Here is a 22,865-nt window from a genome sequence, read left to right as displayed (position 1 = left end):
TACAGACCGATGTGTACACACCAGCGCCCGGTTACACCATCTGCAGATTCAGCGCGCGGCCTTGCTTGGAGGCATCGGCCGTCGCCGGCAGCGCATCGCCGAACAGATCGTGCTCGTCGCTGTCGGTGATCTCCACATCCACCAGATCGCCAACTTTCAACTTGAGCTCGCCGCCGTTCTGGATATGCACCAGCCCATCGATTTCCGGTGCGTCCGCGCGTGAGCGCGCCACCGCGATATCGTCTTCGATCAGGTCGACCAGGCATTGCTGCACGCTGCCGATCTTGGCCTCCAGCCGCGCGGCGGAAATTTCCGCCTGCCGGGCCATGAAGCGCGCCAGGCGCTCCTGCTTGAGTTCTTCCGGCACCTGATCCGGCAGCGCGTTGGCACTGGCGCCTTCCACCGGGGAATAGGCGAACGCACCGACGCGGTCCAGCTGGGCCTGATCCAGAAATTCCAGCAGCGCTTCGAATTCGGCATCGGTCTCGCCGGGGAAGCCGACGATGAAGGTGGAGCGCACCGTGATCTCCGGGCACATCGCCTTCCAGCGCTGCACGCGCTCGAGGGTTTTTTCCACCGCGCCCGGGCGCTTCATCAGCTTGAGGATGCGCGGGCTGGCGTGCTGGAACGGGATGTCCAGATACGGCAGCAGCTTGCCTTCGGCCATCAGCGGAATCACATCGTCCACGTGCGGGTACGGATACACGTAATGCAGGCGCGTCCACACGCCCAGCTCCGACAAACCCTCGCACAGCGCCTTCATGCGGGTCTGGTACATGCGGTCGCGCCACGGGCGCTCGGCATACTTCAGGTCCACGCCGTAGGCCGAGGTGTCCTGCGAGACCACCAGCAATTCCTTGACCCCACCGCGCACCAGGCGCTCGGCTTCGCGCAGGACTTCATCCACAGGGCGCGAGGCCAGATCGCCGCGCATCGACGGAATGATGCAGAAACTGCAGCGGTGGTTGCAGCCTTCGGAAATCTTCAGATACGCGTAATGGCGCGGGGTCAGCTTGATGCCGTAGTCGGGCACCAGATCCACGAACGGGTCGTGGCGCGGCGGCAGCGCGGCGTGCACCGCCTCCATCACGCTCTGGTAGTCCTGCGGGCCGGACACCGCCAGCACCTGTGGATACGCTTCGCGAATCTGCTCCGGGCGCTTGCCCAGGCAGCCGGTGACGATCACCTTGCCGTTGGCGTTCATCGCCTCGCCGATCGCGTCCAGCGATTCGGTCACCGCCGAATCGATGAAACCGCAGGTATTGACCACCACCACGTCGGCAGCATCGTAACTGGGCACGATGTCGTAGCCCTCCACGCGCAGCTGGGTGAGGATGCGTTCGGAGTCGACGAGCGCCTTCGGACAGCCAAGGCTGACGAAGCCGACTTTAGGGTTCAGCTGGGACATGGAAGCAGGAGCCTGGGAACGGAGCGGCCTGGGGCCTGGGTGGAGCAATTATAGCGGCGCGCGGGCAGCGCTCTGAACCGCGCGCCGGGCAAGCAAGGGCATCTTAGCGAGACCCTCACCTGCTGCGTCGCCATCCGGTCGATAATGCGCGCCTCCCCCGTACCGCATCAGGAGTTCCCATGGGTCACTGGACCACGCTCGATAGCGCCGACGGCCAGGTCGCCGCCTGGCACGCCACCCCGACCTCCAGCCCGCGCGGCGGCCTGGTGGTGATCCAGGAGATCTTCGGCGTCAACGAACATATCCGCGCGGTGGCAGACGACTACGCCGCGCGCGGCTACGAAGTGCTGGCGCCGGCCTTCTTCGACCTGGAAGAGAAGGACGTGCAGCTGCCCTACGACCAGGAAAGCCTGCAACGCGGCCTGGCGCTGGCCAATGCGGTCGGCCTGGAGCGCGCGGTGGAGGTGGTCAAATCCGCCGCCACCCTGCTCAGCCGCGCCGGTAAGGTCGGCACCGTGGGCTATTGCTGGGGCGGCTCGGTGGCGCTGCTGTCGGCGATCCGCCTGGGCCTGCCCTCGGTGAGCTACTACGGCGGCCGCAACACCCAGTTACTGGACGAGACCCCGACCGCACCGGTGATGTTCCACTTCGGCGAGCAGGACACCAGCATTCCGCCCGAGGCGATCCAGGCCCATCGCGAGAAGCTGCCGCAGATGGAAACCTTCGTGTATCCGACCGGCCACGCCTTCAACCGCAGCGTCGATCCCAGCCACTACGACGCCGACAGTGCCGAGCGCGCCCTCGAGCGCACCCTGGGCTTCTTCGACGCGCATCTGGGATGAGCGACGTTGCAGCAGGCATATCCGAAACGAGCGGTTTCCAGCTCGATGCGCGGCTAGCCGCAGACAGCGTGTTCGTCGCCGACGGACCGCTGTCGCAGGTGCGGCTGATGGACGACAGCCGCTTCCCGTGGCTGCTGCTGGTGCCGCGGGTCGCCGATGCCAGCGAGTGGATCGATCTGGATGGCGGCCAGCAGCGCCTGTTGCTGGCCGAGATCAATCAGCTCTCGCAGTTGCTGCGGGCCGAGCCGGGGGTCGCCAAGCTCAATATCGGCGCGCTGGGCAACATCGTGCGGCAGCTGCATGTGCACCTGGTCGGCCGACACGCGGGCGATGCCGCCTGGCCTGGACCGGTCTGGGGCAGCGGCAGCGCGCAGCGCTTCGACCCCGATACGCTGCACCAGCATGTCGCTGCGTGGGCGCAGCGGCTACGATAGGCGCCCGTCTCACAACCACCTTTCCGCATGAAATCCAATGTCGTCGCTGCGCTGATCCTGATCCTCGTCGGCCTGCTGTTTCTGGCCAATAACCTGGGCTGGACAAATCTCAGTCTTGGCCGGCTGATCGCCACGTGGTGGCCGGCGGCGTTGGTCGCTTGCGGTGTGGGGATGTTGTTTGGGCGGGGGAAGTAGCCGGGAATGGGGAATCGGGATTGGGGAATCGTAAGAGCGGACCTTGGCCGCCGTTGATTCCCAGGCTATCCGGCCGTAGCTGCTGATCTGTCACCGATCGAATGCGGCAATGCGCTTTGACGCGCGGCTCTATTGCCTGTGCGCATGATGGGCGTCGGCTCCCATAGATTATGGAGTGGAGCGATTCCAGCAGTCGATCAGCCCAGCGCATGGTCAGGTCGCCGACATCCCTTCTCCCAGCGGGAGAAGGTGCCCCGAAGGGGCGGATGAGGGGACGCACGAAGCTTCATGCGCTAGCCGACTGCACCCATAGAAAGCCGGGGCTCCTGCATCCCTGAGAATGCCAGCGAACACGACATGACCACCAACGCAGCCATGACCTTGCGACCTTGCCGACATGACGTTTGTCATCCGCAAGAGTTGACTTCCGGCACCTGATCGGTGGGTGTGTTACGCGCAGCATGGGCGCACACCTACCGAGGACATTGCCATGCACTATCGCCTGATTTCCACCCTGTTCTTGATCACGCTGGGCACGCTGTTTCTGCTGGACAACCTCGGGCTGGCCCGTATCGAGCTGGGCAACCTGGTGTCGACCTGGTGGCCGGCGTTGCTGATCGCCGCTGGCGTGCGCCAACTGCTGCGCTACCGCGCGCGGGCGACCGCAACCTGCTGAAGGTCGCGGCCGCCCAACTGCATCAGGTGCGCGGCAGGGTCACGCCGGTCTGGCCCTGGTACTTGCCGCCGCGGTCCTTGTACGAGGTCTCGCAGACTTCGTCGGACTGGAAGAACAGCATCTGCGCCACGCCCTCGTTGGCGTAGATGCGCGCCGGCAGCGGCGTGGTGTTGCTGAATTCCAGCGTGACGTGGCCTTCCCATTCCGGCTCCAGCGGGGTCACGTTGACGATGATGCCGCAGCGCGCGTAAGTGCTCTTGCCCAGGCACACCACCAGGGTGTCGCGCGGGATGCGGAAGTATTCCACCGTGCGTGCCAGCGCGAAGCTGTTCGGCGGGATGATGCAGACATCCGATTCGATATCGACAAAGCTGCCCGGATCGAAGTGCTTGGGGTCGACGATCGTCGAGTTGATGTTGGTGAAGATCTTGAACTCGCGCGAGCAGCGCACGTCGTACCCGTAGCTGGAGGTGCCGAAGCTGACGATGCGCTGGCCGGCGGCATCGTGCTTGATCTGGCCGGGTTCGAACGGCTCGATCATCGCGTGCTGTTCGGCCATGCGCTTGATCCAGCGGTCGCTCTTGATGCTCATGCGGTGTTCCTTGAAGACGGAAGGCGGCAGGCCGAGCGGCCCGCGCGAAAGGCAGCGAATTCTAGCAAGCGACCGGCACCAGCGGCCGGCCTGCGCGCTACAGCAACGACGCCGAAATCGGGATGCTGGCGCGCGGACGCTTGCCCAGCTCCTCGGACAGGCGCGCGGCAGCGGCCAGATAGGCCTGCGCTGCCGCCGACTCCGGGGCGGCCACCACGATCGGCTGGCCGGCATCGCCCTGCTCGCGGATCGCGATCGCCAGCGGCAACGAACCGAGCAAGGGCACGCCGTACTGCGCGGCCATGCGCTCGCCGCCGCCTTCGCCGAACAGATGCTCGCGGTGACCACAGCTGGAACACGTGTGCACCGCCATGTTCTCGACGATGCCCAGCACCGGCACCTCGACCTTTTCGAACATCTTCAGGGCCTTGCGCGCATCCAGCGTGGCGATGTCCTGCGGCGTGGTGACGATCACCGCGCCGGCCACCGGAATCTTCTGCGACAGGGTCAGCTGGATGTCGCCGGTGCCGGGTGGCAGGTCGACCAGCAGGTAATCCAGGTCGTCCCACAGCGTGTCGTTGAACAGCTGGGTCAACGCCGAGGTCGCCATCGGCCCGCGCCAGATCATCGGCGTGTCCTGGTCGACCAGCAAGCCGATCGACATCGCCTCGATCCCGAATGCGCGCAACGGCTCGATCGACTTGTTGTCCGGACTGTCCGGCCGCCCGCTCAGGCCCAGCATCGCCGGCACGCTCGGCCCATAGATATCCGCGTCCAGCACGCCGACGCGTGCGCCCTGCTGACGCAGGGCCAGTGCCAGATTCACCGCCGTGGTGGACTTGCCCACCCCACCCTTGCCGGAGCCCACCGCAATCACATTGCGGATCCGCGGATGCGGCGCCAGCGCGCCCTGCACCGCATGCGCGGGGATTCTGCGTTCGCCGGTCATGCGCGTGCACTCCGGGGGAGGTCGATCGCCTTGCTTGAAGCGCGTTGCACCATCGTGGTCATTGCCTGCCTGATTCGTCGTGCGCTGCCGCCGCAGCGATGGCTGCATCGCCAGCCGCGGCGCTGGAAAGATTGCCAGTTTACCGACTCGGCCATGGGCAGATGCGTTTCAAGCCGTCAGCGGACAGGCGCGCTGTGGACCCGTACACGTGTCGATAAGCGACACATTTCACAAATCTGGACACATGATTAATAAATTGTTACGTTCGGTGTGCAGTTCAGCCAACGCTCAGCGAGCACGACTGTTTCGCCAAACCCCAGTGAGGAATCCGCAAGATCATGTCGAGTCGTCTTCCGCAACACACCCAGCGTCATCGTTTGAGTATCGCGTTGTTTGCCGTGCTGGCCGCTTCCGCTGGCCATGCTGTCGCGCAGTCAGAAAACGGGATCGCAGCCGGCACCACCGATCTGGACAAGGTCACTGTCACCGGCTCGCGCATTGCGCGTACCGGCTTTGTCACGCCCTCGCCGGTCACTGCGATCAGCGCCGAGGAAATCCGCGCCACCGGCGCGACCACCATCAGCGATCTGATGACGCGCATGCCGGCGCTGGCCCCGAGTTACACGCTGGGCAATTCCACCCGCTTCATCGGGACCGCCGGGCTGGGCCTGCTCGACCTGCGCGGCATGGGTGTGGACCGCACGCTGGTCCTGGTCAACGGCCGTCGCCACGTGGGTTCCAGCCCGGGTTCGACCGCAGTGGACGTCAACACCATTCCGGTGGAATGGGTGGAACGCGTCGAAGTCATCACCGGTGGTGCCTCGGCCGTCTACGGCGCCGACGCAGTGGCCGGCGTGGTCAACTTCATCCTCAAGAAGAACTTCACCGGTTTCGAGACGCGTGCGCAGACCGGCCTGGCCGACGAGGGCAACTACAACCGCTCCTTCGCCAGCTTCTCGGCAGGCACCGACTTTGCGAATGGCCGCGGCAACATCGCGGTGTCCGGCGAATACAGCAAGCAGGACCGCTTCGGTCGCGGCAACCGCGCCATCGGCCGCGAATATCTGGTGTCGGTTCCGAACCCCGCGTTCGACCCGAGCCAACCGCCGAGCGAACGCAATCCGCAGAATGTGCTCAGCGGCCCGGGCGGCAATCATTCCACGTCCTACGGCGGCACCTTCAACCTGGGTACCTTCGATTTCCGCAACCCGGCCAGCTACGGCAACCGCTACCTGTTCAGCGAAGACGGCAGCTTCCGCCGCAATCGCTACAACGGCACGGTGGTCAGCAACACCTCGTGCGTGGACTGCGATTTCGTCGATCTGAATGCGGTTGCCGACCTGCAGCCGGGCTTCGATCGCAAGAGCGTCAACACCATGGTCAACTTCGAGATCAGCGAGAACCATCGCCTGTTCTTCGAAGGCAAGTACAGCGAGACCGATTCGGAATTCTTCGGCCAGCCGGCGTTCGACAGTTCGCTGCGCGTGCGTCGCCAGAATCCGTATGTCAGCCCCGAACTCGGTGCGCTGATGGATTCGCGCGGTGCCACGCAGATCCTGATGAACCGCTTCAACGTCGATGCCGGCCGTCGCGGCGAAAACATCGAGCGCAAGACCTATCGGGCGGTGCTGGGCGCCGAAGGCAACATCACCGACAACTGGACCTACGACGTGTCCGCCAACTACGGCAAGACCACGGTCGACCGTCTGAATCTCAACAACCGCATCAACGAGCGCTGGCAGGCCGGTATCGACGCCGCACGCGATGCCGGCGGCAACATCGTCTGCCGCACCACGCTGGATCCGAACGCGATCAACCCCAACACCAACCGCGTCTATTCGGCCCTGGCGCGCGAAGGCTGCGTGCCGTTCAGCGTGTTCGGCAACGGCGCGGTGACCCCGGAAGCAGCGGCGTGGTTCAACACCACCGCGCGCTCGCAGGCCAAGATCCAGCAGACCGTGTTCAGCGCCTCGGTGGCCAACAGCAACCTGCTGTCGCTGCCGGCCGGCGACATCGGGTTTGCCGGGGGCGTGGAGTACCGCAAGGAGCAGAGCGAGGAGATCACCGATCCGCTGGCGGCCTCGGGCGCGACCTTCCTCAACGCCATCCCCAATAGCGGTGGCGAGTACACCGTCAAGGAAGTCTTCGTCGAGAGCACCATTCCGTTGCTGGCAGGCCTGCCGGGCGTGGACCGGTTGGCGCTGGACGTGGCAGGACGCTATTCGGACTACGACAGCATCGGCTCGACCAAGACCTGGAACGTGGGCCTGGACTGGACCATCATCCCGTCGCTGCGTTTGCGCGGCACGCTGGCACAGGCGGTACGCGCGCCCAGCATCGGCGAGCTGTACGACTCGCAGAGCGAGAACTTCGCGAGCATCAACGATCCCTGCAACTACCTGCCGACCAACACCAACCGCCCAGGCACCGCGGGCGACGTGGCATTGCGCCAGGCCAACTGCAGTGCGCTGGGCGTGCCGGTGGGCTGGATCGACACCTACACCTCCACCCGCCCCGGCGTGAGCGGCGGCAATCCTGAGTTGAAGCCGGAGCGCGCGCGCAGCCTGTCGTATGGTCTGGTGTGGCAACCGGAGTTCTTCGACGGCTTCGGCATGTCGATCGACTACTGGCGCATCGACCTGCAAGACGCGATCGGCACCGTGACCGCAGAGACCAATGCCACGCGCTGCGTGGACAATCCAGGCGGCATCGACAACAGCTTCTGCGGCTTCGTGCAGCGCGCCCCGCTGGGTGGATTCACCGACCCGCAGGGCCGCATCTATCCCGAACACAGCATCATCGGCTGGCAGGCCCTCAACGAAAACCTGTCCCGCTCGCGGCGTGTGGGCGTGGATCTGGAAATGGACTACCGCTTCCAGCTCGGCGAAGGCAACACCGTACTGCGCCTGGTCGGTACGCGCCTGATCCAGTCGCGCGAATGGGTGTTCCAGGACTTCCCGGCCGAATACGACGAGTACGTCACCTACGTGACCGACCCGCGCTGGCGTGCGCAGTTCCAGACCAAGTACAACTGGAACGAATGGCGCGCCTCGTGGGACATGAACTATGTAGACGGCAACCTGCGCGTGACGCCGGAAAGCTACAACAGCAATCCGGGCTCGGCCAGCCCGATCAAGAACGGCTCGTACACCTACCACAACTTCCAGTTCGGCTACCAGTTCCCCGGCGCGAAGATCGACGTCTACCTCGGCATCGACAATGCCTTCGACAAGGATCCGCCACGCAACTACTTCGGCTCGGACTTCACCTCCGCGCTATACGACAACGTTGGGCGGTTCTTCTATCTGGGCACGACGGTCCGGTTCTGAGTCCGGTTGACGATGCATTGAAAAGACCCCGTCTGACGGGGTCTTTTTTTGATGTTTCAGATGCAACCATACAACCAACCTCTACAACTAAACGCGGGTATATCAGCCAAGTAGCGCTCGGTTCATCGAGCGCAATTTCACGCCGCATTGCGCGCACTGACAAAAATGAATACTTGTGCGGCTTGAGCGCGCGCGTGCTCACATGCCTGACAATTTGTGCGCAGATCCGCATATTTGATGCGGATCTCGCCCTTTTCATTAACGAATCATTCAAAACGCTTGCGACTCAGACCACAGATTCATTACGTTCGGGTTAAGGCCATCTGACTCTCCGATGACCGCCACTTCTCCCGATACCCAGTTGAAAGGTTAGGAATGAGCAATCAATTTCGTCGCCATGTCCTCAAGCGCACCGCTCTGGCTGTTGTGCTCGGCGCCTGTCTCGCCAATGGCGCGGCCTACGCACAAAGCACGACCGGCAGCATCTACGGTAGCGCTCCCTCGGAAGCCGGCAGCACCATCGTCGTGCAGAGCGACACCGGCCTCAGCCGCACGATCACCATCGACGCCAATGGCCGCTACAACCTCGGCTCGTTGCCGGTGGGCGCCTATACCGTCACCCTCAAGCGCGGCGATCAGGTCGTCGATACCCGCAAGAACGTGCAGTTGCGCGTCGGATCCGGCACAGAGGTGTCGTTTGCGGGCGCAGCTGCCAGCGGCAGCACCGATGCAACGACGCTCGGCGCAATCACGGTCACCGCCGCCAACGCGCCGAAGATCGACGTCAGCTCCACCAGTTCGCGGTCGGTGATCACGTCCGAACAGCTGGCAACCCTGCCGCTGGGACGCAGCGCCGAAGCGATTGCGTTGCTTGCACCAGGTGCGATTTCCGGAAGTGGCGCCTTCAACAATGGCTCGCGGTCCACCATTTCGTTTGGCGGAGCCAGTGTGACGGAAAACGCTTATTACATTAATGGCGTCAACGTCACCAATCCATTCAACAACCTCGGCGGCCTCAGCCTTCCTTATGGCGCGATCGACCAGCAGGAAACGTATACGGGCGGCTACAGCGCCAAGTACGGCCGCTCGACTGGCGGCGTCATCAGCCAGGTAGGCAAGCGCGGCACCAACGAGTGGCATTTTGGTGCTCAGGCGGTGTGGGAACCCAAGTCGCTGGCGAGCTCGCGTGGCGATGCCTGGTATCCGAATAGTACGCTTCCGGCCGATTATGGGTATGAAGATGATCAACTGCCCGGGACGATTTACCGTCGCGGTAAAGGCGATGTGCAGAACAGAACGGTTTATAGTGCCTACGCAGGCGGTCCCCTGATCGAAGATCGCTTATTCCTGTTCGTGGCTGGCGAATCCGACAAAGTGGACGGCGCGACCACCAATATCGCGACGGCCGCAAGCGATCAGGGACGTAACCATTACGACAACAGTTCGCCGAAGTTCTACGGCAAGCTGGACTGGAACATCAACGACAGCAACATCCTCGAGTACACAAGAATCGAGAATACCGATCGTCGCTCCGGTGTCTACAGCAACTACGACTATGCTTCGTACACGGATCAGGGCCCCTCCGGGTTGTTTACGGATACGTACAAGCTCAAGGACAGCGTCGATATTCTGAAATTTACCAGTTACATCACCGATGACCTGACTTTGAATGCGACCTGGGGACGCGATACCCAGCATAACCAGCAGTGGAATCCGGGTGCATCGGCACTGCCCAACATCGCCAGCTCGAATCTGCAGGATCCTGCAATCACCGGCGGCCGGCGCATAACCAATGGGCAGGCCACCACCACGGTCAAAGCGCGCGACCCGATCAACAAAAGCCGCAATCTTCGCCTGGAGTTGAATTACCGTCTGGGCGACCATGACCTGACCGCTGGCGTAGATAATATGTACTTCAACGCTTACGACGAAGGAGTATTTACCAGTGGGCCAGGCTATCGCTGGATCTATGGTCGCCAAGACGACCCCAGCGAACCCATCAGCGGTTCTCTCGGCGTTGGCCCATCGGGTGGCGACGGCTATTTTGTGAACCGGCGTATCTTTACGACGGCTACCAGCATGTCCGTCGAACAGAAAGCCTACTATCTTGAGGACCGTTGGCAGGTCAATGATAACTGGCTACTCACGCTGGGCATCCGCAACGACAAGTTCACCAACTACAACAGCGACCACGTGGCCTATGTAGACAGCGGCGATCAGTGGGCTCCGCGTCTGGGCGCAAGCTGGGACGTGTTTGGCGATTCTTCCTTCAAGGTGTTCGCCAATATCGGCCGCTACTATCTCGCGTTACCCAATCAGGTTGCCATCCGCGGAGCGTCGGCTTCGACGTATACCAACGAATACTTCACTTACACCGGCATCGACGCCAACGGCGAACCAACCGGCCTGACTGCACTCGGCCCTGGCCCGGTCTCCTCAAACGGGGAATATGGCCTGGCGCCGGATCCCAACTCGTTCGCCCCAAGCGATCTCAAGTCGCAATATCAAGACGAATTCCTGATCGGATTCGAAAAGACGCTTGGCGAGAAGTGGAATTCGGGCGCAAAGGTCACCTACCGCAAATTGCAGACAGCGATCGACGATGTCTGCGATCCCGGACGTATGGCCGATACGCTCGAAGCGGCAGGCGGCGACGCTAGCAGTGTGAGCATTCCTGGCTGCGTGATGTTCAACCCTGGCGAAACCAATACGTACAACCTTTCCAATACCGATGGCTCTGGCTACACCCAGCTACGCATGTCGCAGTCCGATTGGGGCTTCACAGACAAAGCCAAGCGCAACTACGTCGCCGTGGACCTATTCATCGAGCATCCTTTCGACGAAAAGTGGTATGGCCGCATCGACTACACCTGGTCGCACCTGTACGGCAACACCGAAGGACAGGTGAAGTCTGACCTTGGGCAAGCAGACATCTCCAAGACTCAGGACTGGGATGCGGCGGAACTGATGTACTACGCAGGCGGCAACCTGGCCAACGATCGTCGACATCAATTGAAGGCATTTGGCGCCTACCAGTTCACGCCTGAGTGGCTTGCATCGGCTACGGTGCGGGTCACGTCCGGCACGCCTAAGTCCTGCCTGGGCTATTACGCGGGGCCTAACGCTGCAGAGTTGAATTACGATCCGGTTGGTTATAATTCGGCGTATCACTACTGCTACGGACAGCCGGTTTCTGCGGGCGGCGCTGGTGAGACCCCTTGGATCAAGAATCTGGATTTAGGCGTCACCTACCGTCCAGCCTTCGCCGATCACAAGCTGGCGTTTTCGCTTAACGTGTTCAATGTACTGAACGACCGCTCTGTCAATCGTGTGTCCGCCACCAACGAAACCACCCGCCGGACCGTGTCCAACACCTATGGGCTAGGCACCGAAGCCTGGAGCTACAACCAGCCCCGCTACATGCGTCTGACTGCGTCATACGATTTTTGATCGCATGGGTGTCGAAGGCGTCTCCACCGCGCCTTCGACACCTCGTTCAAATGCACTGTCGCTACGGTCCCTCCGGAGATTTTTCTGAGGGCCATCGCGCCGTCTGAGTCAGCCTTGCACTATCACCCGCGCCGCATTATGCCCGGGCGCTCCGGTCACCCCGCCACCCGGATGCGTGCCGGACCCGCATAGATACAGCCCGGGAATCGCGCCGCGATAGGCGCCCTGCCCCAGCATCGGGCGTGCGCTGAAGAGTTGGTTGAGGCTGAGGGCGCCGTGGAAGATGTCGCCGCCGATCAACCCGAAGATGCGTTCCAGATCGAGCGGGCTGAGGATCTGCCGGCCCAGTACCGAGGCCGCGAACCCGGGTGCGTAGCGCTCGACCGTAGCGATCATCAGGTCGGCGACCTCTTCGCGATGATCGTCCCAGTGCCGGCCATCCGGCAGTTGCGGTGCCACGTGCTGGCAAAACAGGCTGGCCACATGTTGTCCGGGCGGTGCCAGCGTGTCGTCCAGGGTGCTGGGAATCAGCAACTCGACCACCGGTTCGCGTGACCATCCCGAAGCGCGCGCGTCCTGCCAGGCACGGTCCATGTAATCCAGGCTCGGCGCCAGGATGATGCCGGCAGTCAAATGATCGCCCGTACCCGGCAACGCAGTGAAATCCGGTAGCCTCGAGAGCGCGACATTCATGCGGAACGTGCCCGATCCGCAGCGGTAATGCGCCATGCGTTCCCGTGTTGCCGCAGGGACATCTTCTGGCTGCATCAAGCGTTGATACAGCAGTTTCGGATTGACGTTGGCGACCACTGCACGTGCACGTATCGTCTCTGCGTGCGTGGTGATGACACCGACCGCACATCCCCGCTCCACCAGCACACGTCCCACCGCGCAGCCGGTACGAATGCTCGCGCCAGATGCGCGCGCACTGGCGGCCATCGCCTGGGTGATGGCACCCATGCCGCCGATGGCGTGGCCCCAGGCACCTTTGACGCCGTTGCTTTGCCCGAATACATGGTGCAGCAACACATAGGCCGTGCCCGGCGTGTAGGGGCTGGCGTAATTGCCGACGATGCCGTCGAAGCCGAAAAGTGCCTTGATCGGCGCACTATCGAACCAGCGATCCAGATACTCGGCGGCCGAGATGGTGAACAGGTCGAGCGGCTCCTGCCGCAACGCGAGCGGCAATCCCTGCAGTTGCAGCCCGAGCTTGCCTGCGCGCCATAGCTGCGGCAACGCGCGCAACCACCCACCATCGCTGACATCCGGCGGTGGTTGCAATGCCAGCGCACGCAGGACATCGGCCAGTTGCTCCAGGCGCGCTTCATAGGCAGGCAGTGCGGCGGCATCACGTGCAGAGAACTTGCCGACTTCCACAGCCGTGCGCCCCGCGCCGGCCAGCAGGTACTCGCCATTGGGCAGCGGCAGGAAGTTGTTGAGGCGGCGCGCGACCACGCGCAGGCCATGTTGCTCCAGGGCAAGGTCTGCGATGACCTTGGGCTGCAGCAACGACACCGTGTACGCCGCCACCGAGTTGCGAAACCCCGGATGGAATTCCTCGGTGACCGCTGCGCCGCCAACCACGTCTCGCGCTTCCAGCACCAATACGCGCTTGCCTGCCTTGGCCAGATAGGCGGCGCAGACCAAGCCGTTGTGGCCGGCGCCGATGATCAGTGCGTCCAACGGTTCGGAGGCGGCAGGCATGCGTTTGTATATAGCACTGCCCGCGCAGCTAGGCCATTCGGGCAGCAGTGGCCATTTCGATCTCTGTCTGCCCGCTGGCCAGCGACATCGACGGGCAGGCCAGCCGACCAGGCATACGCCGCGGAATCGGCACATCAGGAACGCGAAACGCCCGCCTGCCGCTGCGCACAGCCCCTGCGCAGCACTGTCGCCGATCCGGGCAACCTCGGGCTAGCCCATCTACACACCCCGCACCCATGACCTTCGACACCATGCCACCCGGCTGGCGAGGCGTAGAGTGCCGGCCACTGCCCCGGCGACGGGGCTTCCCACATCTGCTCCTGGAGCCCTTTGTGATTCGTGCACCTCATTTGTTGACCCTGTCCCTGGCCGTGGCCGCCGCGTTGAGCGGTTGCAAGAAATCCGAAGACGCCGCGCCGGCCGCGCCCGCGGCCGATACCGCCGCAACCACCCCGGCGGCTCCCAAGGCGCTGACCCTGGACCAGAGCAAGCTGCCGGCCGTGAACCAGTTCACCGCCGCCGATCTGGACACCAACGGCAACGCCTGCACGGATTTGAATGCGTACGCCAACGCCAAGTTCCTGGCCGCCAATCCGGTGCCGAGCGATCGCACCAGCTGGGGCGCGTTCGAGATGCTCGACGAGCGCTCCAATGCGATCCAGCAGCAGCTGGTCGAACAGGCTGCGGCCGACACCAGCGCCACCGGCGTGGAAAAGATCGTCGGCGACCTGTGGTCCACCGGCATGGACGAGGCCAAGATCAACGCCCAGGGCATCGAGCCGCTGAAGCCGGAACTGGCCGCGATCGACGCCATCGGCGACCAGGCCAAGCTGGTCGACTATCTGCGCAGCAGCGCGGCCAAGGGCAACAACGACCTGTTCAGCTTCGGCGCCGAGGCAGACTTCAAGAAGTCCAGCCAGAACATCGCCTACGCCATGCAGGGCGGTCTGGGTCTGCCGGATCCGGAGTACTACACCAGCGCTTCCAACACGGCCAAGCTGGAGGCCTACCAGGCCCATGTCGCCAAGGTGTTGGAACTGTCCGGCGTGGCCGCGGCCGATGCCGCCGCGCAAGCCAAGCAGGTGGTCGCGTTCGAGACCCGTCTGGCCAAGGTCTCCAAGACCAGCACCCAGATGTCGCGCGATGCCTCGCTGGCCTACAACCCGATCTCGCCCGCCGATGCCGACAAGCTGACGCCCAACTGGTCGTGGACGGAGTTCTTCAAGTCGCAGGGCGTCACCACGCCGGAGATGTTCTCGCTGGCGATCCCGGCCTTCCACCAGGAAGTGAGCAAGATGATCGCCGACACCGATCCGGCGATCTGGCGCGCCTACCTGCGCTTCCACACCGTCGATGGCGCTGCGCCGTTCCTGAGCCAGCCGTTCGTCGATGAGAACTTCGCGTTCTACAACAAGGCCCTGCGCGGGCAGAAGGAAATCAAGCCGCGCTGGAAACGCGTGCTGGCGACCATCAATGGCCAGACCGGCGAAGCGCTGGGCCAGATGTACGTCAAGGTCGCGTTCCCGGCCGATTCCAAGGCCAAGATGGAAACCCTGGTGACCAATCTGCGCACCGCGCTGAAGGCCCGCATCGAAAAGCTGGACTGGATGAGCCCGGAGACCAAGACCAAGGCGATCGCCAAGTGGGAGAGCTTCACGCCCAAGATTGGCTACCCGGAAAAGTGGCGCGAGTGGAACGGCTTGAACACCAGCCGCGACAGCTACCTGGGCAACGTGATGGCCGCGTCCGAGTACAACTACAAGTGGAACCTGTCCAAGATCGGCAAGCCGGTGGACAAGACCGAATGGGGCATGAGCCCGCAGACGGTCAACGCCTACTACAACCCGCTGCAGAACGAGATCGTGTTCCCGGCCGCCATCCTGCAGCCGCCGTTCTTCGACCCGAACGCGCCGGAGGAAATGAACTACGGCGGCATCGGTGCGGTGATCGGGCATGAGATGACCCACGGCTACGACGACCAGGGCAGCCGCTTCGGTGCCGACGGCAACTTCATCGCCGATCCGGGTTGGTGGACGCAGAAGGACCTGGGCGCGTTCAAGGCGCGCACCGGCAAGCTGGTCGCGCAGTTCGATGGCTACCGCACCCCGGCCGGCGACAAGGTCAAGGGCGACCTGACCCTGGGCGAAAACATCGCCGACCTGGGCGGCCTCAACACCGCCTACGACGCGATGAAGACCGCCACCGCCGGCAAGAACGATCCCAAGACCGACGGCATCACGCGCGACCAGCGCTTCTTCCTCAACTGGGCCACAGTGTGGCGCCGCAATTTCACCCCGGAAGAACTGGTGGTGCGCCTGAAGACCGATCCGCACGCACCGGCCAACTTCCGCGCCATCGGCGCGCCGTCGAACATGCCGGCGTTCGCCGCAGCGTTCTCGTGCAAGGCCGGCGATGCGATGGTGCGTCAGGGCGACAAGCAGGTCGTGATCTGGTAATTGCGCAATCGCTGTAAATCAGGCGGGCGGCGATCGAAAGATCGTCGCCCGTTTTTTTGTTCCCTCGATTTCTCTGCTGCGTGATAGGGGCGAATCACGCGGGCCAGCCGCACTCATTTCCAGCTAAGTCAGTGCAACCAACCGCTTCAAGCCGCCATCGCGGCACGCGGCGCACGGCACGCAGTATGGTCGGCAAGACGCACAGGCCCGCACTCGCGGGCCTGTCGCGTTCATGCAAGCGGCCGGCACCGACGACAAACGGCAGCTCGCGCGGCCTGCACGAGGCGCAGCCTTGCTAAACTCCGCCGACTTCAATCTGGCCACCCGTCTTCTCGATGCCCACCATTCGTCCGCTTGCCCTCGCTCTTGGCTTCAGCCTGATCACGCTGCTGTCCGCCCCCGACGCCGACGCCGCTCGCAAGAAGAAGGCTGCTCCCAAGGCCCCGGCCGTCTCGGCGGCCTGCACCAATTTCTACGATTACGCCAATGCCGGCTGGCTCAAGAGCAACCCGGTGCCGCAGTCCGGTGCCGTCACCGCACTGGGCCAGTTGTCCGAGCGCGCGCTGCAGCAGCAACGCGAGTTGCTGGATGCATCGATGAAAGCGCCGCAGGGCAATGTGCAGAAACTGCTCGGCGACTTCTGGGCCAGCGGCCTGGACGAAGCCTCCGTCGAAAAGGACGGCTCCAATCCCATCGCCCCCTTGCTGTCGCGCATCGATGCGATCAAGAAGGCCAAGGATGTGCCCGCTTCCATCGCCGCGCTGCATCAGGTCGGCATCCCGGTAGGCTTCAACTTCGGCCCGGACGTGGACCTGAAGGCGCTCGATCGCCATATCGGGTATTTCATGCAGGGCGGCATGGGCCTGCCGGATCCGGCGTTCTACACCCGCACCGACGCCGACACCCAGGCGCTGATGGGCCGCTACCGCGCCTACGTCAAGCAAATCCTGGCGCTGACCGGCACCCCGGCCGACAGGCTCGACGCCGATGCCGCCTCGGTGCTGCAGATCGAGACCGCGTTGGCGCGCAGCGCGCAGTCGGTGCAGGGCATCAACAATCCGTTCAACAACTACGCTCCGATCGCCACCAAGGAGCTGACCAAGCAGTACAAGAATCTGCGTCTGGCCGACTTCCTGGAAGCGCAGGGCGTCAAGGACGACCTGGTGTCGATGGCCGACCCGGCCATGTTCAAGCAGCTCGACAGCATGATCGTCAGCATCAAGCCGGAACAGTGGAAGGCCTATCTGCGCTGGCGCGTGGGCGATGCGATGGCGCCGTACCTGTCCAAGAGCTTCCACGATGCCGAATACCAGTTCCGCGGCCGTCTGCTGCGTGGCGATGCCCTGCCGCCACAGCGCTGGCAGCAGGTGCTGGACGCGATCAATATCGCCGCCGGCCCGATGCTCGGTCGCGAACACGTGGCGCGCTATCTGAGCAGCGATACGCGCCGCCAGGCCGAAGCCATCGCCGACCAGCTGCGCGACGCACAGCTGGCCGCGCTGGAGCGCACCGGCTGGGGCAACGGTGAGGTGATCGCCGAAGCCAGGGCCAAGCTGTCGGCGATGAAGATCGAAGTCGGCGCACCGCGTCGCGATCTGGATTACACCGTGCAGCCGATGGGCCGCGGCAGCTTCGGCGGCAACATGCTGATCGCCTCGACCTGGCGTCACCGCGAAGAGATGAAGCGCATCGGCAAGGGCAACGCCGACCGTCGCTGGGACGTGCTGCCGCAGCAGCCGGCAGTGGCTTACGACATCGCGCAGAACCGCCTGATCATCACTGCCGCCGTGCTGCAGCCGCCGGTGCTCACCGCCGGCAGCACGCCAGCCGCGCAGTACGGCGCTTACGGCGCGCTGGTCGCCCACGAAATCACCCGTGCCATCGACGCCAAGGGCTCGCTGGTGGATGCCAAGGGCGAGTTGCGCAGCTGGTGGACGCCTGCCGAGAAGACCAGCTGGACCCTGCTGACCGGCAAGGTGGCCGAGCAGTTTGGTACCTATCCGTATCCGGGCGTGCCCAACGTCAAGGTCAACGGCGCACAGACCGCCGAAGAAAACCTGGCCGACCTGGCCGGCGTCGAACTGGCCTGGCAGGCCTTCAGCAAGGCACAGCCCGCAGCCACCGAGGCCGACAAGCAGGCCTTCTTCACCGCCTGGGCCGGCCTGTGGGCCCAGCAGCTGTCGCCAAACGAAGCGGTGCAGCGCGCCAGCGCCGACATCCGGGCGCCGGGCCAGTGGCGCACCAACGGCCCGCTGTCCAACCTGCCGGAGTTCGGTGCGGCGTTCAGCTGCAAGGCCGGCCAGCCGATGCAGCGCGTGGATGCCGAGCAGTTGAAGATCTGGCGCTGATTCGAGCGCCAGGAAGTCACCTGCAAACAACACGCAGCGGCCGGAAACGAAAAAAGAGCGCGGAATCCGCGCTCTTTTTTCGTTTCCGGCGTTTAGCTACCTGGCAACCTGTCTCAGACGCGCTCTGCGTAGGAGCGGACCTGGCCGCGACGAGAGGCTTTACCTGTAACCCCCCATCGCGGCCAGGTCCGCTCCTACGAATCGATGCGTTGCCCGACCTCAGTCAGCGCACAACGCGCAGCGGCGGCTTGCGCCCCTTGCTACCGCCCTTCCCGCCGCCGCTGCCGCCAAACGGCGACTGGCCGCGCCAGTAACGGATCATCAGCCAGCCGAACAGCATGCCGCCCAGATGCGCGAAGTGGGCCACGCCCGGCTGCCAGCCGGTCGCCCCCAGGAACAGCTCGATCGCACCGAATACGATCACGAAGGTGCGCGCCTTCATCGGAATCGGCGGAAACAGCAGCATCACCCGCTGATTGGGAAACAACATGCCGTAGGCCAGCAACAGGCCGAACACACCGCCGGACGCCCCCACCACCGGCGCCCCGCTCTGGGTGAACCAGGCCATCAGCAACTGGCACACGCCGGCACCGGCCACGCACACCAGGTAATAGGTCAGAAAACGCTTCTGGCCCCAGGTCTGTTCCAGTGCCGCGCCAAACATGAAAAGCGCCAGCATGTTGAAGAACAGATGGTTGAAGCCGCCATGCAGGAACGCATAGGTCAGCAACTGCCACGGCATGAAGCTGGCGCCAGGCGAGAACGCATCGAAGCCGTTGGAGATCGGCCACAGCATCAACGACGACAGCGCCGCATCGGAGGGCAGCACGCCGGCGCCCAGGTCGCCCAGTGCCCATTGCAGCAGGAACAAGCCGATATTGGCGATCAACAACGCTTTGGTGACGGGCGGCAGTTGGGGCATGACGGCATCCTTCGGAATGCCAACCATCATAACGTCAGGCTTATGAAGGTCCCCACACGGCGGCATCCAGCCGCTGCGCGGCACTGGCGCGGCGCACCCGGCCCTGCTCGACCGCCACGCCTTCGGCACGCAGCCGGCGACATTGCTCGCGGTAGCCGGACGAGCCGTCCGGCAATGCGATCCGGCCATCGCTGCGCAGCACCCGGTGCCAGGGCAGGTGCGGATCGTCATTGCCACTGAGCACGCGGGCCACCAGCCGCGCTCGCCCGGGCAGGCCGGCGCGTAGCGCGACGTCGCCATAACCGGCGACCTGGCCGGAAGGAATTGCCCGAATCGCCGCGAGAATGCGCAGTCGCGCCTGTTCGCTGGAGAGCGTCTCGCCGTTGGAAGCGGCGCGCGCAGGCAGGTTCGCAGATCGAGGGGGCGTTGGGTTGCGGGGCTTTGACATCAGGCAAGGATGCCAGAGCTATGGAATCAAAGCCCCTCCTCCTTAGGGGTGAGCAGGCGTTGCTTGCGCGCCGACAGTGCGAAGCGGAGGTTGGGGTGAGGATACGGGCGAAGCCAGGCACAGCAGACAAGCAGAGCGTCAACTTCCATGCGACCCCGGATGAGACATGGCCGGCTGTGAACGTCGGATCGGCAGTGGATTGACGCGTCGATTGCGCCGAACCCTCACCCCACCCCCTCTCCCGGGGGAGAGGGGCCTGATCCGTTCGCTTGCAGGGCCCTGGCCTATGTCAAGCGCAACTACGTCGAGCGTACACCTGGCGTGCCGTGCCGCGTGGCTACCGCAAGTTGTGAAACGCAGGGACAGACATCGGTCTTGCATCCAGCCAGGAACTGACGTCGGTCCCTGGCTGGAGCCAGGGACTGATGCCCTCGTTCGCCCGGCCACACCTGCCACGCCTGCTGCATCAATGCATCAATGCATCAATGCATCAATGCATCAACACGATCTCTTCCGACGAGGTGGGATGGATCGCGACCGTCTCGTCGAAGTCGCGTTTGGTTGCGCCCATCTTCACTGCCACTGCAAAGCCCTGCAGCATTTCGTCTGCGCTTTCGCCCAGCAGATGCACGCCGACCACGCGCTCTTCTTCGCCCACGCAGACCAGCTTGAACAGGCTGCGCTGCGGCGCGTCGGCCAGCGCGTGCAACATCGGGCGGAAGTTGCTGCGGTAGATGCGTACCGCGTTGCCGTGCCGCGCGCGCGCCTGCTCCTCGGTCAGTCCGACCTGCCCGAGCGGCGGATGCGAGAACACCACGCTCGGCACGCCTTCGTAGTCCATGCGCGCATCCGGCTGCTTGCCGAACAGGCGATCCATCAACTTGCGTCCCGCCGTGATCGCCACCGGGGTCAGTCCGACCTTGCCGCCGACATCGCCGATGGCATGGATGTTCGGCACGCTGGTGGTCTGCGCTGCGTCCACCACCACCTCGCCCTTTTCGCCCAGGCGCACACCGGCCGCTTCCAGACCCAGCCCCGCCGTGTTGGCGCGTCGGCCAACGGCGAAGAACACCTTGTCGAAGACGTCGTTGCCCTGCTCGCTGGTGTGTGCGGGGTGGCCATGCACGCGCAACTTGGCTTGTGCATCGCGTTCCAGACCGGTGGTAGAGAATCCGAAATGCAGGCGCACGCCCAGATGCCGCAGGTTGTCGGCCAGTTGCAAGGTCAGCTCGGCATCAAAGCGCTCCAGCAGCCGCTCGCCCTGCACGAACAGATGCACACGGCTGCCCAGCGCCTGCAGCAACCCGGCGATTTCCACCGCGATATAGCCGCCGCCGATGATCGCAACCTGCGCGGGCGCATCACAGAGATTGAAGAAATCATCGGAGACCTCCCCATGCTCGGCACCCTCCACGTCCGGACGCAACGGATACGCACCGGTTGCGATCACGATGTGCTCTGCGGTGACCGGCACGCCATCCCCGCCCATGATGGTATGGCGATCCTGCAGGACGCCGCGCTGCGGAATCATGACCACACCATCTTCATTGAGCCGACGCCGATAACTGGCATGGATGTTGTTGATGTAGCCCTGCCGGTGCGTGACAAGTTCCTGCCAGGCCAATGTCGGTCGCGATACATCGAAACCCAGCGCCCCGGCAAGCTCGATCTTGCCGGCCAGATCGGCCGCCAACCACATCGCCTTTTTCGGCACGCAGCCGAGATTGACACAGGTGCCACCCAAGGCGTTCGGCTCCATCATCGCCACGCGCGCGCCGTGCTTTGCCGCGCGAAACGCAGTGGCCAATCCACCGGAGCCCCCCCCCAGGATCACCACGTCGTAATCGTAACGGACACTCATGCGAATCGCTCCGCCCGGTAAGGATGCGGGTCCAGCGCAGGTGCGCGGCCCGTGATCAGGTCGGCCATCAGTTGTCCGCTTGCAGTGCTCATGCTGATGCCGAGCATGCCATGTCCGGCTGCGAGCCAGACGTGAGGACGGCCCGGCACCGCGCCCAGCACCGGTACGTCGTCCCAGGTCATCGGCCGCCATCCATACCAGCGCTCGATCACGGCCGGGCCGGCCGGTGCATGCAGATAATCGGCCGCTGCGCGCTCCAGCGCCGCCAGGCGCGTGGGGTTGAGGTGGGTGTCGCGCCCGGAGAATTCCATCGTGCTCCCGATGCGCAGACGATCGCGCCACGGCACCACGAACACCCAACGGTCTTTCAACACCACCGGGCGACGCGGCATCAGCGCCGGTGCGGTATAGGTGATCGAATAGCCCTTGCCGGCTTGCACCGGCAAGCGCAACCCCAGTTGCGCCGCCAGCAGCGGCGACCACGGGCCGGTTGCGATGACCACCTCGCGCGCCTGCAGTCGCCCACGCTCGGTGTGCACGCACGCGCCGCGTGCGTCCGGCACCACCGCATCGACGCGGCACTGCGCATCGATCACCGCACCGCGCGCGCGCAGCACTCTTGCCAGTTCTGCGGTGTAACGCTCCGGGCGCAGATGCGCATCGCCGGGGAAATGGATCGCACCGGCAATGCCCGCGCGAAATGCCGGATCCTGGCGCACGTAGTCGCCGCCCTCGATCATCTCGGCCTGGATGCCCCACTGTGCAAGCACGCCGCACTCGTGGCGATACTGCGCAAAGCGGCGCGCATCGGCAAACACGTAGTCCAGCCCATCGCTGCGAAATTCGCAGTCCAGCGCGTAGCGCTCGACCCAGTCGTCGAAGCGTTGCCGCGCATCGCCCAGCAACGCCGCGCGCGCCTGCGCGCTGGCCTGCCAGTGACGCGTATTGCAACGTTGCGCAAACCGCAGCAACCAGCGCCACAGCGCCGGATCCAGGCGTGGCCGGACATACAACGGCGCATCCGGCGTCAGCATCCACTTCAGCGCCTGCGCGATCATGCCCGGCGCTGCCAGTGGTGGCGCATGGCTCGGCGTGATGGTGCCGCAGTTGCCGTACGACGTCGCCGCACCCACCGCGCCGGCATCGAGCACATGCACCTGCCGGCCCGCGTCGACCAATGCCAGCGCAGTCGCCAGGCCAATGGCGCCGGCACCGACGACCACCACATCGACAGGCGCAGCATTCATGTGC

Annotated in this window: 16 protein-coding genes; 8 read left to right on the top strand and 8 right to left on the bottom strand. The window is 64.2% G+C overall.

The genetic code is table 11. From position 1 onward, the window contains the following. Positions 1-31 precede the first annotated feature (31 nt). Positions 32-1,408 carry a 30S ribosomal protein S12 methylthiotransferase RimO gene (gene rimO / locus XaplCFBP3123_RS11720; RefSeq protein WP_104534177.1) on the bottom strand — a complete coding sequence of 459 codons (1,377 nt, stop codon included), beginning with the start codon at positions 1,406-1,408 and terminating at the stop codon, positions 32-34. 179 nt (positions 1,409-1,587) lie between these two features. On the opposite strand from rimO, the gene XaplCFBP3123_RS11715 reads away from it, so the two are divergent. From XaplCFBP3123_RS11715 to XaplCFBP3123_RS11700, 4 genes are all read left to right on the top strand, one after another. Continuing rightward, positions 1,588-2,250 carry a dienelactone hydrolase family protein gene (locus tag XaplCFBP3123_RS11715; RefSeq protein WP_104534176.1) on the top strand — a complete coding sequence of 221 codons (663 nt, stop codon included), beginning with the start codon at positions 1,588-1,590 and terminating at the stop codon, positions 2,248-2,250. Next, positions 2,247-2,684, top strand: coding sequence for an HIT domain-containing protein (locus XaplCFBP3123_RS11710; protein ID WP_104534175.1), 438 nt, complete (start codon positions 2,247-2,249; stop codon positions 2,682-2,684). The genes XaplCFBP3123_RS11715 and XaplCFBP3123_RS11710 overlap by 4 nt, the downstream gene beginning before the upstream one ends. A gap of 27 nt (positions 2,685-2,711) precedes the next feature. Further along, positions 2,712-2,879: a LiaI-LiaF-like domain-containing protein gene (locus XaplCFBP3123_RS11705; protein WP_042598366.1), complete on the top strand. Its 168-nt coding sequence runs from the start codon at positions 2,712-2,714 to the stop codon at positions 2,877-2,879. A 490-nt stretch (positions 2,880-3,369) separates the two neighbouring features. Next, positions 3,370-3,555, top strand: a complete 186-nt coding sequence (locus XaplCFBP3123_RS11700) for a LiaF transmembrane domain-containing protein (RefSeq protein ID WP_104534174.1) — start codon at positions 3,370-3,372, stop codon at positions 3,553-3,555. A gap of 22 nt (positions 3,556-3,577) precedes the next feature. Here the strand turns inward: XaplCFBP3123_RS11700 and dcd are convergent, their stop codons facing one another. Together dcd and apbC are read right to left on the bottom strand one after the other, a co-directional pair. Continuing rightward, the gene (dcd, locus tag XaplCFBP3123_RS11695; RefSeq protein WP_010366727.1) at positions 3,578-4,147 is read right to left on the bottom strand and encodes a dCTP deaminase; all 570 of its coding nucleotides are present in this window, start codon (positions 4,145-4,147) and stop codon (positions 3,578-3,580) included. Between the two features lie 97 nt (positions 4,148-4,244). Continuing rightward, positions 4,245-5,096: an iron-sulfur cluster carrier protein ApbC gene (apbC, locus tag XaplCFBP3123_RS11685; RefSeq protein ID WP_104534173.1), complete on the bottom strand. Its 852-nt coding sequence runs from the start codon at positions 5,094-5,096 to the stop codon at positions 4,245-4,247. 338 nt (positions 5,097-5,434) lie between these two features. Between apbC and XaplCFBP3123_RS11680 the strand changes: the two genes are divergently transcribed. Together XaplCFBP3123_RS11680 and XaplCFBP3123_RS11675 are read left to right on the top strand one after the other, a co-directional pair. Then, positions 5,435-8,425 (top strand): TonB-dependent receptor plug domain-containing protein, encoded by a 2,991-nt coding sequence (locus XaplCFBP3123_RS11680; RefSeq protein WP_104534172.1) that lies wholly within the window; start codon positions 5,435-5,437, stop codon positions 8,423-8,425. Positions 8,426-8,800: 375 nt separating this feature from the next. Then, positions 8,801-11,875, top strand: a complete 3,075-nt coding sequence (locus XaplCFBP3123_RS11675) for a TonB-dependent receptor (RefSeq protein WP_104534171.1) — start codon at positions 8,801-8,803, stop codon at positions 11,873-11,875. Positions 11,876-11,983: 108 nt separating this feature from the next. Here XaplCFBP3123_RS11675 and XaplCFBP3123_RS11670 read toward each other — a convergent pair whose 3' ends face one another. Continuing rightward, entirely contained in the window at positions 11,984-13,579 is a 1,596-nt protein-coding gene (locus XaplCFBP3123_RS11670) for a phytoene desaturase family protein (RefSeq protein WP_104534170.1), read from the bottom strand. Positions 13,580-13,932: 353 nt separating this feature from the next. Here XaplCFBP3123_RS11670 and XaplCFBP3123_RS11665 point away from each other — a divergent pair, with 353 nt between their 5' ends. Further along, positions 13,933-16,035, top strand: a complete 2,103-nt coding sequence (locus XaplCFBP3123_RS11665; protein WP_172453212.1) for a M13 family metallopeptidase — start codon at positions 13,933-13,935, stop codon at positions 16,033-16,035. A gap of 335 nt (positions 16,036-16,370) precedes the next feature. Continuing rightward, on the top strand, positions 16,371-18,383 hold the full coding sequence (locus XaplCFBP3123_RS11660; RefSeq protein WP_104534169.1) for a M13 family metallopeptidase: 2,013 nt from the start codon (positions 16,371-16,373) through the stop codon (positions 18,381-18,383). A 223-nt stretch (positions 18,384-18,606) separates the two neighbouring features. Here the strand turns inward: XaplCFBP3123_RS11660 and XaplCFBP3123_RS11655 are convergent, their stop codons facing one another. The 4 genes from XaplCFBP3123_RS11655 to XaplCFBP3123_RS11640 all read right to left on the bottom strand — a co-directional run bounded on the left by XaplCFBP3123_RS11655 (position 18,607) and on the right by XaplCFBP3123_RS11640 (position 22,861). After that, the gene (locus tag XaplCFBP3123_RS11655) at positions 18,607-19,305 is read right to left on the bottom strand and encodes a rhomboid family intramembrane serine protease (RefSeq protein WP_104534264.1); all 699 of its coding nucleotides are present in this window, start codon (positions 19,303-19,305) and stop codon (positions 18,607-18,609) included. Between the two features lie 40 nt (positions 19,306-19,345). After that, positions 19,346-19,753, bottom strand: a complete 408-nt coding sequence (locus XaplCFBP3123_RS11650; protein ID WP_104534168.1) for an MGMT family protein — start codon at positions 19,751-19,753, stop codon at positions 19,346-19,348. Between the two features lie 490 nt (positions 19,754-20,243). Then, a complete protein-coding gene (gorA, locus tag XaplCFBP3123_RS11645; protein WP_104534167.1) occupies positions 20,244-21,614 on the bottom strand; it encodes a glutathione-disulfide reductase in 1,371 nt (456 codons plus the stop codon). After that, positions 21,611-22,861, bottom strand: a complete 1,251-nt coding sequence (locus XaplCFBP3123_RS11640; RefSeq protein WP_104534166.1) for an NAD(P)/FAD-dependent oxidoreductase — start codon at positions 22,859-22,861, stop codon at positions 21,611-21,613. The genes gorA and XaplCFBP3123_RS11640 overlap by 4 nt, the downstream gene beginning before the upstream one ends. Between the last annotated feature and the right edge of the window lie 4 nt (positions 22,862-22,865).

Source organism: Xanthomonas arboricola pv. populi, from assembly GCF_002939945.1.
In the GTDB taxonomy this organism is placed as follows: Bacteria; Pseudomonadota; Gammaproteobacteria; order Xanthomonadales; family Xanthomonadaceae; genus Xanthomonas; species Xanthomonas arboricola_A.
The sequence above is the reverse complement of the archived record's forward strand: the minus strand, read 5'-3'. Positions and strand labels throughout refer to the sequence as shown.